The following is a 12,553-nucleotide window of genomic DNA, read 5'->3' on the forward strand; positions in this document are numbered from 1 at the left end:
TGACTGTGACGCCGGTGATCGGCGTTCATGCCCTGGTACCACCTGGTACACAGAAGACCTACGTGGACGGAGGAGGGACGCATGCGACTGCTGCTCGTGGAGGACGACGATCACGTCGCCGCCGCCCTCTCCGCGATCCTCGCCCGGCACGGCTTCACCGTCACCCACGCCCGCAACGGCGAGGAGGCGCTCCAGGCCGTCCTGCCCACCGCGCAGGGCGAGCGGCCCTCGTACGGGGTGATCCTGCTCGACCTCGGCCTTCCGGACCAGGACGGCTACCAGGTCTGCGGCCGCATCCGGAAGCTCACCACCACCCCGGTGATCATGGTGACGGCCCGCGGTGACGTGCGCTCCCGGATCCACGGCCTCAATCTCGGCGCCGACGACTACGTCGTCAAGCCCTACGACACCGGTGAACTCCTCGCCCGCATCCACGCGGTGAGCCGACGCAACGCCGGCACCGAGGAGACGGCGGCCGGTACCGCCGGAGCAACCGACGGCACCCAGCTGCGGCTCGGCTCCGTCACCATCGAACTGCCCACCCGACGGGTCAGCGTCGACGGCGAGGCCGTCCCCCTCACGCGCAAGGAGTTCGACCTGCTCGCGCTCCTCGCACAGCGCCCGGGGGTCGTCTTCCGCCGCGAGCAGATCATCAGCGAGGTCTGGCGCACCAGTTGGGAGGGGACGGGCCGCACCCTGGAGGTGCACGTCGCCTCCCTCCGCTCCAAGCTGCGGATGCCCGCCCTGATCGAGACCGTGCGGGGCGTCGGCTACCGCCTGGTCGCCCCCGCCGCGTAACCCCCGGCCGGCCCACCCGTGCGCACCCGACTCCTGCCCCTGCTCATCATCCTGATGGCCGGGGTCCTGCTCGCCCTCGGCTTCCCGCTCGCCGCCAGCCTCGCCGCCTCGGAGCAGCAGCGGGTCGTCGTCGACCGGCTCGACGACGCCGCGCGCTTCGCCGCCCTCGCGCAGTTCGTCAGCGAGAGCAGCCCCGGCACGGACGAGCGGCGCACCACGCTGGGCGGCGAACTCGCCAGCTACCACGACGTGTACGGCATCCGCGCCGGCATCTTCTACCGCGACAACCGGTCCATGGCGGCCGCACCCGAGGACTGGGTCGTCCCGTACGAGGGTGAGAGCCGCCGCGCCTTCCGGGAGGCGCTCCTCGGGCGCCGCAGTCACGACCCGCCCCAGGTCTGGCCCTGGCAGGCCCACGCACGGCTCACCATCGCCTCCCCGGTCGTCCGGGACGGTGACGTCGTCGCCGTCGTCGTCACCGACTCGCCCACCGGCCAGCTCCGCTCCCGCATCCTGCGCGGCTGGCTGCTGATCTTCGCGGGCGAGGCGGCCGCGATGCTGGTCGCCGTCGGCGCGGCCTTCCGGCTCACCGGCTGGGTCCTGCGGCCGGTCCGCGTCCTCGACTCCGTCACCCACGACATCGCCACCGGGCGGATGAACTCCCGGGTCGCCGCGACCGGCGGGCCGCCCGAACTGCGGCGCCTGGCCGAGTCGTTCAACGAGATGGCAGACAACGTCGAGGACGCGCTCGAACAGCAGCGGGCCTTCGTGGCCGACGCCTCCCACCAGTTGCGCAACCCGCTGGCCGCGCTGCTGCTGCGGATCGAGCTCCTCGCCCTCGAACTCCCCGAGGGCAACGAGGAGATCGCCTCCGTACGCACCGAGGGCAAGCGGCTCGCGCAGGTCCTCGACGACCTCCTCGACCTGGCACTCGCCGAGCACGTGGCCGCGGAGCTGAGGCTCACCGACGTCGGCGCGCTCGCGGCGGAGCGGGTCGCGTCCTGGCGGCCGGTCGCCGACGACAAGGGCGTCCTGCTGACCGGGGAGTGCGGCGCGGTCACGGGCTGGGCGGACCCGGTCGCGCTCTCCAGCGCGCTCGACGCGGTGATCGACAACGCGCTGAAGTTCACGCCGGCGGGGGAGGAGGTCACCGTCACGGTCTCGGTGCCCCCGGGCGGCGCGAGCGTCGACGTCGTCGTGGCCGACCAGGGACCCGGCCTCACCGAGGACGAGCTGCTCCGCGTCGGCGACCGCTTCTGGCGCTCGGGCCGGCACCAGAACATCAAGGGCTCCGGGCTCGGCCTCTCCATCACGCGCGTCCTGCTGACGGCGGGCGGCGGCGGCCTCGCCTTCGCCCCGAACGAGCCGCACGGCCTGCGGGTGACGGTCACCGTGCCGCGCCACGCTCCGACGGAGCGGGACGGTCAGGGCTTCACGGAGCGGTAGTAGCGGGCGGCGCCCTCGTGGAGCGGGAGGGGTTCCGTGTAGACGGCCGTCCGGAGGTCCACCAGCTGGGCCGGGTGGACCTGGCCGCCGATCTCGTCACGGCTCCTGATCACCGTACGGGTGAAGCCCTCGACCAGGTCGGGATCGGCCTCGGCCGTCGTGACCAGGAGGTTCGCCACCGCCAGCGTCTCGACCCGCTGGCCGTCCTGCGCCTTGTCGTACGCGTCCGGCGGGATCACCGCCGAGCGGTAGTGCCGGGTCGAGCCGCCGACGTCGTGCAGCCGGTCGACCAGGGTCGCGTCCAGCGGGACCAGCCGGATCGGGTAGCGCTCGGACAGGTCCTGCACGGCCGCGGTGGGCAGCCCGCCCGACCAGAAGAAGGCGTCTATGTCACCGCTCTCCAGGCGCCACGGCATCGTGTCGATGCCCGCCGGGACCGCTTCCACGTCCCGCACGGGCGTGAGGCCGGCCGCCGCGAGGACCCGGTCGGCGATCAGCCGCACCCCGGACCCGTCCTGGCCGACACCGACCCGCAGCCCGCGCAGGTCCCGCACCGTCCGGATCGCCGAGCCCTTGCGGACCACCAGCTGGACGTAGTCGTCGTAGAGCCGCGCGCAGCCGCGCAGCCGCTCGAAGCCAGGCTTCCGCTCGCGCTGGTACTGGGCCACCGCGTCGGCCGTCGCGACGGTGAAGTCCGCCTCGCCCGAGGCCACGCGGGCCAGGTTCTGCTGGGATCCCTCGCTGTCCGTGAGCTCTATCGACACCTCGGGGAGGTCCTCCGCGAGGGCCTGCTTGAGGAGCCCGCCGTACTTCTGGTAGACGCCCGTGGGCACGCCCGTACTGAACGTGACGGTGCCGCTCGGGACCGGGGGACCGAAGGGGACCAGCCACCAGACGAGCACCCCGCACACCGCGATCAGCGCGGCCGAGAGCGCCAGCAGGCGGCGGCGGGCGGCGCGGGAGAGCGAGGCGAACATGGGGGCGATCCTGCCAGCTCACCTCCGCGGCTGGCCAGGGACGGCGGGTGTGAGGTCGACCGGGCTCGTCACCGTCCGCGGCCGCGCCGTCGCCCGGCCGTGCCCAGCCCCGCCCTGCCGGGCGCCCGATCGGGGTCAGGCTCAGTCAGAGAGGGTCCTGATCGGGGTCGCGCTCCGCCTGAGGGGCGCCTGGTCAGAGTCGCGCCCCGCCCGAGGGGCGCCTGATCGGGTCGCGCTCCGCCGAAGCGGTGAGCGGCTCCCGCCCCGCGCGCCGCGCCGTGTGTCCTGCCGTGGCGCCGGGGCGCGGACGGTTAGCGTCGGAGCGCGCTCGGTGATCTTGAGGGCAGTCCCCTGCCCGCCCCTGGCGTGTCCCCGTCCGAGCGCACCACTCGTCTCCGCCCGCCTCCGCCCGCAATACGCCGTTCATCCAGCGGGCGGGGGGCCGGTGGTAGCGTCGAACGCGAGAACGCCCGTGATCGATGGGGGAGTCGCGCGTGCCTTACGTGGTCGAGCTCGTGTTCCGCGGGAGTGAGGCGGACCGGGCCGTACTCGGAGAGGCGCACCGGACGTACTGGCGAAGGATGGCGGCCCGCGGAATCCTCCTCGGAGGCGGCCCGTGGCGGGACGGCACCGGGGAGCTCCTCCTCTGCGAGGCCCACGACCGCCGGACGCTCTTACGGGTGCTCCACGCCGACCCGTACGTACGCGCCAGGGTCGTCGGGGAGCCACGCGTACGGGAGTGGAACGCGGTCCTGGGCCAGGTGGCCCCCGCGCGGCCCTCCCGCCCCGCCCACCCCGCGCGACCCGTCACGGAGCCCGTCGCGGCCCTGACCCCCCACGAGCGCCGGATCGCCAGGATGATGCTGGACGGCCTCACCAACAAGCAGATCGCCGCCTCCTTCACGGTCTCGACCCGCGCCGTGGAGCTCCACATCACCCGTATCTACCGCAAGCTCGACATCCGCCGCCGGGCCCAACTGGCCACGGTCATCGGAACGTAGCGGCGGGGATCCGGAGCAGCGTCTGCTCTACGTCCTCCGGAACGGTCCGTCGAGCGCCGCCCACTGGAGCAGCATGATGGTCTTGGCGTCGGCGATCCGGCCGTCGCGGACCATCGCGAGCGCCTCGGAGAACGGGAGCTCCACGGTCGTGATGTCCTCGCCCTCGGCGGCGATCCCCCCGCCTCCGCCGGAGAACTCCGCCGACTCGTAGGGCGCGGCGAAGAAGTGCAGCCGCTCGGTGACCGAGCCGGGGCTCATGTACACGTCGAAGACGTGTTCGGCGGCGCCGATGGTCTGCCCGGTCTCCTCGGCGGCCTCCCGCCGGATCGCCTCCTCGGGGCTCTCGTCGTCCAGGAGTCCGGCGGCCGTTTCGAGGAGCATTCCGTCCGGGTGTCCGTTGACGTAGGCGGGGAGCCGGAACTGGCGGGTCAGCAGCACCGTGCGGCGTGCGGTGTTGTGGAGGAGGACGGTCGCGCCGTCGCCGCGGTCGTGGGTCTCGCGCTGTTCGCGGCTCCAGTGCCCGTCGCTGTGCTGGTAGTCGAAGGTGGTCTTGCGCAGGACGAACCAGTCGCAGGAGAGCACCTCCACGTCCCGGATCCGCACCCGCGGGTTGCCGGTCAGATCGCGGCCCTGCCGGTCGAGGCCGGTGCGGCCGCGGCGGTCGGGGGTGTCGATGCCGGCGGTCATCGCGCGGCCGCCGGGTCGGTGGTCGACACGGCACCAGGGGTGGCTGCCGGGTCGGCGGTCGGGACGGCGTCGAGGGAGCCGTACACGGCGAGGCCCTGCTCGCGGGCCTGGGCGACCATCATGTCCGCCCCCTCCGAGGGTCCACCGATCCGCAGGACCGCGTCGCAGCGGGAGAGCAGCCGCTCGGCGACCGGGTGGAAGACCTCCTGGAAGAGCGCGTCGCCGGGCCGGGCGCCGCCGGCGGCCTCCAGCAGGGGGAGGGCGAGGGCCTCGCCGGTGACGGGCAGGTGCCCGGCGCGGAAGAGGACGAGTGCGGCCTCGTTCATGGCCCGTACGTTCGCTTCGAGCTTGTGGGGGTCGTCGCCGGTGCCCGAGCGGTACGGGCCGGCGACGAGGATCATCAGCGGGCGGGGAACGGTGGTCACGAGCGGATCACTCCTCGGTACGAAGGTGAAGGACGCGAGCGGCTGCGGGTACGCGCCCGGGCACCTGTACGGATACGGATACGGCTGCGGATTCGGCTACGGGCGGGCGTACGGGCGCGGCGGGCGGTCTCAGGCCAGCCGTACGTCGACGCCCGCGTCCCGCAGCGCGTGCAGCGTCTGCGGCCCGCCCGGATGCGTGGCGGGGTCCTCGGCGGCCCGGTCCGTGACGAAGTGGTGCGCCGCGCCCAGCGAGGCGACCCGGCTGAACGCCCGTACACCGAGCTTGGTGGCGTCGGCCACCGCGACCGTGCGCCCGGCCCGGGCGAGTCCGGCCTGCTTCACGGCCGCGTCGTCCAGGGAGAACTCCGACCAGCCGTGCTCGGCGTGCACCCCGCCGATGGACATCAGGAAGCAGTCGAAGGCCAGCGACTCCAGGGTGCGCAGCGCGAGCGGGCCGACGAGGGAGCGCTCGCCGGGCCGGGAGCGCCCGCCGACGACCAGGAGGTCGATCCCGGGCCTGTCGGCCAGGACCACCGCCGCCTGGACGCTGAGCACGGCGACCGTCAGCGGGCCCCGGGCCGCCAGGTGCTCGGCGACGTGCACGGTCGTGGTCCCCGCGTCCAGGAGCACGCGCGATCCCGGCTCCACCAGCGCGGCCGCCGCCGCACCGAGACGGTCCTTGGTGGCGGCCTGCCAGGGCTCCCGGGCCGAGAACCCGGCCTGTTCCTCCCGTACACGGGTGGCGACGGCGCCACCGTGCACGCGCCGCACGAGTCCCTGACGCTCCAGCGCGTCGAGGTCCCTGCGCACGGTCATCTCCGATACGCCCAGTCGACGGGAGAGCTCCGACACGGAGACCCGGTCGGAGCCCTGCACCAATCGCAGGGTCAGGTCCAGACGATTGGCGACACCCATGACTCATTTCTATCACGGTGGTGTTCGAACGAACGTTGTGGTGTGAGAACTGCGGAGGGGTGGACAGCGGGTTCCAGCGGCCAACCGTCGGGATCCGTCCGGCCGACGATCGGGATCCGTCCGGGCAACCGCCGGGAACCAGCGGGAGCACTCCCCGGACCGCCTACCCTGGTCACCATGACCAGCAGCAGCGACCGGAGTCCCGCAGTGAGCGTTGACGGATCCAAGACCTACGAGATTCGCACCTACGGGTGCCAGATGAACGTGCACGACTCCGAGCGGCTCTCCGGTCTGCTGGAAGAGGCGGGCTACGTCCGGGCCCCCGGCGGGTCCGACGGCGACGCCGACGTCGTGGTCTTCAACACCTGCGCGGTCCGTGAGAACGCCGACAACAAGCTGTACGGCAACCTCGGCCGGCTCGCCCCGATGAAGACCACGCGCCCCGGCATGCAGATCGCCGTCGGCGGCTGCCTGGCCCAGAAGGACCGCGACACCATCGTCAAGAAGGCCCCGTGGGTCGACGTGGTCTTCGGCACGCACAACATCGGCAAGCTGCCGGTGCTCCTGGAGCGCGCCCGCATCCAGGAGGAGGCGCAGATCGAGATCGCCGAGTCCCTGGAGGCCTTCCCCTCCACGCTCCCGACCCGGCGCGAGTCCGCCTACGCCGCCTGGGTCTCGATCTCCGTCGGCTGCAACAACACCTGCACCTTCTGTATCGTCCCGGCGCTGCGCGGCAAGGAGGAGGACCGCCGGCCCGGCGACATCCTCGCCGAGATCGAGGCGCTGGTCGCCGAGGGCGTCTCCGAGATCACCCTGCTCGGCCAGAACGTCAACGCGTACGGCTCGGACCTGGGCGACCGCGAGGCCTTCTCCAAGCTGCTGCGCGCCTGCGGCCAGATCGAGGGGCTGGAGCGCGTCCGCTTCACCTCCCCGCACCCCCGCGACTTCACCGACGACGTGATCGCGGCGATGGCCGAGACGCCGAACGTGATGCCGCAGCTGCACATGCCGATGCAGTCCGGCTCGGACTCGATCCTCAAGGCGATGCGGCGCTCGTACCGGCAGGAGCGTTTCCTCGGGATCATCGAGAAGGTCCGCGCGGCCATTCCGCACGCCGCCATCTCCACCGACATCATCGTCGGCTTCCCCGGCGAGACCGAGGAGGACTTCGAGCAGACGATGCACGCGGTCCGCGAGGCCCGCTTCGCGAACGCCTTCACCTTCCAGTACTCCAAGCGCCCCGGCACCCCGGCCGCCGAGATGGACGGCCAGATCCCCAAGGACGTGGTGCAGGAGCGCTACATGCGCCTCGTCGCGCTCCAGGAGGAGATCTCCTGGGAGGAGAACAAGAAGCAGGTCGGCCGCACCCTGGAGGTCATGGTCGCCGAGGGCGAGGGCCGCAAGGACGGCGCCACGCACCGCCTCTCCGGCCGCGCCCCCGACAACCGCCTCGTCCACTTCACCAAGCCGGAGCAGGACGTCCGCCCCGGCGACGTCGTGACCGTCGAGATCACCTACGCCGCCCCGCACCACCTGCTCGCCGAGGGCCCGACGACGTCGGTACGCCGTACCCGCGCCGGCGACGCCTGGGAGAAGCGCACCGCGGAGGCCGCCGCGAAGCCCGCGGGCGTCCTGCTCGGCCTCCCGAAGATCGGCGTCCCGGAACCGCTCCCGGTCGCCGACGCCCCGGCCTGCGGCAGCCACTGAGCCGCTGAGCCGCCCGACCGGGCGGGTGCGTGAGCCGCAGGATCCACTGACCCGCGGCTGAGTCCGCTGAGCCGCAGGAGCCACCGGCCTGCGGCCCCGGGGCCTGTCCGGGAAGTGACGGCGCGGCGGCGCAGTAGGGTGCGGATCATGCTTGTCGCCGCAGCCGTCTGCCCCTCCCCGCCGCTCCTCGTCCCCGAGGTCGCGACCGGCGCCGCCCCCGAGCTGGACGCCGCGCGCACCGCCTGCGCCGACGCGCTCGGGCTGCTCGCCGCCTCGCGCCCCGACCGGCTGTACGTCGTCGGTCCCGCCGGCGCGGGCGCCACCGGCGTCTTCCCGGCCGGTTCGACGGGCTCCTTCGCCGGCTTCGGGGTCGACCTCTCCGTACGCCTCGGCGACGGCCCCGCCGCCGACCGCCCCCTGCCCGCGAGCCTCGCCGTCGGCGCCTGGCTGCTCGGCCGCGCCGACTGGTCGGACGCGCCCGTGGAGGGCCGGAGCGTGGACGAGCGGGAGCCGGCGGACGCCTGCGCCGCGACCGGCCGTGAACTCGCCGCCTCCGCCGACCGGGTCGCGCTCCTCGTGCTGGGTGACGGCAGCGCGTGCCGGACCGTGAAGGCCCCGGGCTACCTGGACGAGCGGGCGGCCGGCTTCGACGCGGAGGCCGCCCGCGCGCTGGGCGCGGCCGACGTGGCCGCGCTGCTCGCGCTGGACGAGCGGCTCGCGTACGAGCTGAAGGCGGCCGGCCGTGCGCCCTGGCAGGTCCTGGCGGGCGCGGCCGAGGGAGCGGGTCTCGAAGGCAGACTCCTCCACGAGGACGCCCCGTACGGCGTGGAGTACATCGTCGCCGCCTGGTCCTGACGGACCGACGCGGGACGCTCGTACGCGAGACGTGAGACGTGAGACGTGAGACGTGAGACGTGAGACGTGAGACGTGAGACGCGAGGAGATCGCGGGACGGATGGCAGGAACGGCGGACGGCCGCGGAGCGCGATGCTCCGCGGCCGTCCGCCGTACGGAGGGGCTGCGATGTGCGGGTGACGCCGTTCGTCAGGCGGCCGGCGGCGGGGTCGTGCCGCCGCTCCCGGGCGTGCCGTCGTCCTTGTGACCGATCCGGTCCACCACGTCCTTGGCCTTGCCCGTACCGGACTGGATCTTGTCGCTGTACTTGCCCTTGGTCTTCTCGTCGACCAGCTTCGCGGCCTTGTCGAGGCCGTGGTCGATCTTGTCCCCGTGCTGCTGCGCGAGGTCGGCCACCTTGTCCTTGGCCGGGGCGAGCTTGGCCTTCAGCGAATCCAGGAGACCCATGGGGCACCTTCCCTCCGCGGACCCTCGGGGGATCCGTGTTCCGTGTCCTGCCCCCAGGACCCCGGGGGCCTACTTGCGGGCGCTTTCGCCTGCCTCGTTGTCCGCGGCGGCCTCGGCCGACTGCTGCTTCGGGATCTCCACGACCTCGGGGGCGACCGCTCCGGCCGCCCGCTCGTCCGCGCCGACGCCCTCGACAGCGTCCACGTCGGCCGAGCCGTCCACACCGTCCACGTCGTCCACCGGGTCCGCCGCCCCGGCTTCCGGCGCCTCCACGGCCTCGGCCGCGACAACCACGACGTCATCGTCACCGTCGTCGAAAGGGACGTCAGCGGCGACGACGACGTCGACATCCGCATCGGCCGCGGCCTCGGCCATGGCGTCCGTCCCGGTCGCGTCGGCGGCGCCGGCCGTCGACGTCACGACGGCCCCGGTCTCCTCCGACGAGGCCTCGACCACATCCTTCTTCTTACGGCGAAACACTGCAAAAACGCCCATATTCACTCCATAGCGTACTCGGATGGGACGGGCTCGACGGTGATCGACGGCCGGAACCTCGCAACAGGCAACGAAGCCGGATGGGGCTCGTCACGTAGCTCATTCGGGGACGGGCCGGGAGGTTTGCGAGACTGGTGCGGTGAGAAGCGCAGCTCCCGCCCCGCGGGTCATCGCCGTCGTCGGTCCCACTGCGGCCGGAAAGTCCGATCTGGGTGTATTTCTGGCCCAGCAGCTCGGCGGCGAGGTCGTCAACGCCGACTCGATGCAGCTCTACCGGGGGATGGACATCGGGACCGCCAAACTGACGGTGGAGGAACGGGACGGCGTCCCGCACCACCTCCTCGACATCTGGGACGTGACCGAGGCCGCCAGCGTCGCCGAGTACCAGCGACTGGCCCGCGCCGAGATCGACCGGCTCCTCGCCGAGGGCCGCACCCCGATCCTCGTCGGCGGTTCCGGCCTGTACGTGCGCGGGGCCGTCGACGCCCTGGAGTTCCCCGGCACCGACCCCGCCGTCCGCGCCCGGCTCGAGGCCGAGCTGGAGGAGCGCGGCTCGGGCCTCCTGCACGCCCGGCTGGCCGAGGCCGACCCCGAGGCGGCCCGCGCGATCCTGCCCAGCAACGGCCGCCGCATCGTCCGCGCGCTCGAGGTCATCGAGATCACGGGCAAGCCCTTCACGGCCAACCTGCCCGGGCACGACTCCGTCTACGACACCGTCCAGATCGGCGTCGACGTGGCCCGCCCCGAGCTGGACGCGCGCATCGCCGCGCGCGTGGACCGGATGTGGGAGGCCGGCCTCGTCGACGAGGTGCGCACCCTGGAGGCACGTGGCCTCCGTGAGGGCCGTACCGCAGCCCGTGCCCTCGGCTACCAGCAGGTGCTCGCCGCGCTCGCGGGGGAGTGCACCGAGGACGAGGCGCGCGCGGAGACGGTGCGCGCCACCAAGCGCTTCGCGCGCCGCCAGGACTCCTGGTTCCGGCGTGACCCGCGTGTCCACTGGCTCAGCGGAGCGGCCGATCACCGCGGGGAACTCCCGCGGGAGGCGCTGTCGTTGGTCGAACGAGCGGTTACAGCCTGATCACGTGATGGCATCGGGACGCCCTGCCCGTCAGTTCGGCGGTCAGGAGCGTGCCATCATCGAGCATCGATCGACCAAGTGGAGTCCGAGTGGGGAGGGCGCGTGGCGATGGAGGCCGGCCCTCGCGACAGAGAACAGCAGGAAGCGGTCCTGGGTGACCCGACGGGCGCAGCCCCGGTCGGGGCGGCCCCGGGCCTGACACCGGACGGTCCTGACGACGCGGAAGGCACCGCCGTCGAGGTGGACGCCGGCGAGGTCGAGGTCGAGCTCAGACCGCAGCGACGTCTGCGGATCTGGCAACTCGCCCCGATCGTCGGCCTCGCGGCCGTCGGATCCCTGATGTTCGCGTTCCCGCTCGCCTTCGGCTCGGGTGACGGCGGTGCCGTCCTCGCCATGCTCGGACTGCTCATCAGCTCCTGCGCGGCCGGCTGGGGCATGATGGCGGCCCGCAAGGTCGGCTACACCTGGCCCGGGCTCCCGCAGCGCGGCTCGGGCGAGCGCCCCGACTGGCGCGTCCTCGCCCTGTACCTGGCGACGATCACCATCCTGGTCGCCCTGGCCGTCTGGCGCGTCGCCCGCCTCCGCTGAGCCGTCCGCGCACCTCTCCCGTACGCCTCCGCAGTCCTCCCGTACGCCGCTGCACATCCCGTACGCCCTCCGCGGGCCCTCCGCGGCCCTCCCGTACGCCCTCCGCGGTCCTCCCGTACGCCTCCGCCCGCCCCGTACGCCCTCCGCAGTGCGGACGCCCGAGCGGCCTGTCGGACCGGCCCCGTACAGTTGATCGCGTGACCAGCACGCAGACCTCGCCGCTCCCCTTCCTCAAGGGCCACGGCACCGAGAACGACTTCGTGATCGTCCCCGACGCGGACAACGCCGTCGAGCTGAGCCCCGCCTCCGTCGCGCGGCTCTGCGACCGGCGGGCCGGCATCGGCGGGGACGGGCTGCTGCACGTCGTGCGCAGCGCCGCCCACCCCGAGGCCAGGCACCTGGCCGACGAGGCCGAGTGGTTCATGGACTACCGGAACGCCGACGGGTCGGTCGCCGAGATGTGCGGGAACGGGGTCCGGGTCTTCGCCCGCTACCTCCAGCACGCCGGGCACGTCACCGCGGGCGAGGTCGCCATCGCCACCCGCGGCGGGACCAAGCACGTCCACCTCGACAAGGACGGCTCCGTCACCGTCTCCATGGGCCGCGCGGTCCTGTCCGAGGCCGGGGTCACCGTCACCGTCGACGGCCGCAGCTGGCCCGCGCGGAACGTGAACATGGGCAACCCGCACGCGGTCGCCTTCGTCGAGGACCTCGGCCACGCGGGCAACCTCTTCACCGAGCCGCCCTACGAGCCCGCCGCGGTCTACCCGGACGGGGTCAACATCGAGTTCGTCGCCGACCGGGGCCCCCGGCACGTGGCCATGCGGGTCCACGAGCGCGGTGCCTCCGAGACCCGTTCCTGCGGCACGGGCGCGTGCGCCGTCGCCGTCGCCACGGCCCGCCGCGACGGCGCCGACCCCACGGTGATCGGCACCCCCGTCACGTACACCGTCGACGTCCTCGGCGGGACCCTCGTCATCACCGAGCACCCCGACGGCGAGATCGAGATGACCGGACCCGCCGTCATCGTCGCCGAGGGCACCATCGACCCGGCGTGGCTGTCGCTGCCCACCGGAAGCCAGGAAATCGAAACAGTCAACGACTGATCTGTCGCTCGAATGGGTGATCCGATTC

At 73.1% G+C, this 12,553-nt stretch carries 14 protein-coding genes; 8 read left to right on the forward strand and 6 right to left on the reverse strand.

Features of this window, described 5'->3' with window-relative positions; all coding sequences use genetic code 11:
• Positions 1-81: 81 nt before the first annotated feature.
• Together ACF08F_RS31260 and ACF08F_RS31265 are read left to right on the forward strand one after the other, a co-directional pair.
• A complete protein-coding gene (locus tag ACF08F_RS31260; RefSeq protein WP_392301890.1) occupies positions 82-798 on the forward strand; it encodes a response regulator transcription factor in 717 nt (238 codons plus the stop codon).
• Between the two features lie 18 nt (positions 799-816).
• Positions 817-2,244 carry an ATP-binding protein gene (locus tag ACF08F_RS31265; protein ID WP_392301891.1) on the forward strand — a complete coding sequence of 476 codons (1,428 nt, stop codon included), beginning with the start codon at positions 817-819 and terminating at the stop codon, positions 2,242-2,244.
• Here the strand turns inward: ACF08F_RS31265 and ACF08F_RS31270 are convergent.
• A complete protein-coding gene (locus tag ACF08F_RS31270) occupies positions 2,223-3,221 on the reverse strand; it encodes a TAXI family TRAP transporter solute-binding subunit (RefSeq protein WP_392301892.1) in 999 nt (332 codons plus the stop codon). The two genes, ACF08F_RS31265 and ACF08F_RS31270, sit on opposite strands and share 22 nt — an antisense overlap.
• Positions 3,222-3,715: 494 nt before the next feature.
• On the opposite strand from ACF08F_RS31270, the gene ACF08F_RS31275 reads away from it, so the two are divergent.
• The gene (locus ACF08F_RS31275) at positions 3,716-4,222 is read left to right on the forward strand and encodes a LuxR C-terminal-related transcriptional regulator (RefSeq protein ID WP_392301893.1); all 507 of its coding nucleotides are present in this window, start codon (positions 3,716-3,718) and stop codon (positions 4,220-4,222) included.
• 27 nt (positions 4,223-4,249) lie between these two features.
• Here ACF08F_RS31275 and ACF08F_RS31280 read toward each other — a convergent pair whose 3' ends face one another.
• The 3 genes from ACF08F_RS31280 to ACF08F_RS31290 all read right to left on the reverse strand — a co-directional run bounded on the left by ACF08F_RS31280 (position 4,250) and on the right by ACF08F_RS31290 (position 6,249).
• Positions 4,250-4,909, reverse strand: a complete 660-nt coding sequence (locus ACF08F_RS31280) for an NUDIX domain-containing protein (RefSeq protein WP_392301894.1) — start codon at positions 4,907-4,909, stop codon at positions 4,250-4,252.
• Positions 4,906-5,310: a DUF4406 domain-containing protein gene (locus ACF08F_RS31285; protein ID WP_392301986.1), complete on the reverse strand. Its 405-nt coding sequence runs from the start codon at positions 5,308-5,310 to the stop codon at positions 4,906-4,908. Before ACF08F_RS31285 ends, ACF08F_RS31280 begins: the two co-directional genes overlap by 4 nt.
• Positions 5,311-5,463: 153 nt before the next feature.
• Positions 5,464-6,249, reverse strand: a complete 786-nt coding sequence (locus ACF08F_RS31290) for a DeoR/GlpR family DNA-binding transcription regulator (RefSeq protein ID WP_392301895.1) — start codon at positions 6,247-6,249, stop codon at positions 5,464-5,466.
• A gap of 177 nt (positions 6,250-6,426) precedes the next feature.
• Between ACF08F_RS31290 and miaB the strand changes: the two genes are divergently transcribed.
• Together miaB and ACF08F_RS31300 are read left to right on the forward strand one after the other, a co-directional pair.
• Positions 6,427-7,956: a tRNA (N6-isopentenyl adenosine(37)-C2)-methylthiotransferase MiaB gene (gene miaB / locus ACF08F_RS31295; RefSeq protein WP_392301896.1), complete on the forward strand. Its 1,530-nt coding sequence runs from the start codon at positions 6,427-6,429 to the stop codon at positions 7,954-7,956.
• Positions 7,957-8,103: 147 nt separating this feature from the next.
• Positions 8,104-8,811 carry a class III extradiol dioxygenase subunit B-like domain-containing protein gene (locus ACF08F_RS31300; RefSeq protein WP_392301897.1) on the forward strand — a complete coding sequence of 236 codons (708 nt, stop codon included), beginning with the start codon at positions 8,104-8,106 and terminating at the stop codon, positions 8,809-8,811.
• A gap of 189 nt (positions 8,812-9,000) precedes the next feature.
• On the opposite strand, the gene ACF08F_RS31305 is transcribed toward ACF08F_RS31300, so the two are convergent.
• Together ACF08F_RS31305 and ACF08F_RS31310 are read right to left on the reverse strand one after the other, a co-directional pair.
• The gene (locus ACF08F_RS31305; RefSeq protein ID WP_392301898.1) at positions 9,001-9,258 is read right to left on the reverse strand and encodes an antitoxin; all 258 of its coding nucleotides are present in this window, start codon (positions 9,256-9,258) and stop codon (positions 9,001-9,003) included.
• 69 nt (positions 9,259-9,327) lie between these two features.
• Positions 9,328-9,714, reverse strand: a complete 387-nt coding sequence (locus ACF08F_RS31310; protein WP_392301899.1) for a hypothetical protein — start codon at positions 9,712-9,714, stop codon at positions 9,328-9,330.
• A gap of 178 nt (positions 9,715-9,892) precedes the next feature.
• Here ACF08F_RS31310 and miaA point away from each other — a divergent pair, with 178 nt between their 5' ends.
• The 3 genes from miaA (at position 9,893) to dapF (ending at position 12,525) form a co-directional block, all read left to right on the forward strand.
• Positions 9,893-10,831 (forward strand): tRNA (adenosine(37)-N6)-dimethylallyltransferase MiaA, encoded by a 939-nt coding sequence (miaA, locus tag ACF08F_RS31315; RefSeq protein ID WP_392301900.1) that lies wholly within the window; start codon positions 9,893-9,895, stop codon positions 10,829-10,831.
• Between the two features lie 108 nt (positions 10,832-10,939).
• On the forward strand, positions 10,940-11,419 hold the full coding sequence (locus tag ACF08F_RS31320) for a hypothetical protein (RefSeq protein ID WP_392301987.1): 480 nt from the start codon (positions 10,940-10,942) through the stop codon (positions 11,417-11,419).
• Between the two features lie 197 nt (positions 11,420-11,616).
• Complete coding sequence (gene dapF / locus ACF08F_RS31325; RefSeq protein WP_392301901.1) at positions 11,617-12,525, forward strand: diaminopimelate epimerase; 909 nt, start codon at positions 11,617-11,619, stop codon at positions 12,523-12,525.
• Positions 12,526-12,553 lie beyond the last annotated feature (28 nt).

Source organism: Streptomyces sp. NPDC015130, from assembly GCF_043080005.1.
Lineage (GTDB): Bacteria > Actinomycetota > Actinomycetes > Streptomycetales > Streptomycetaceae > Streptomyces.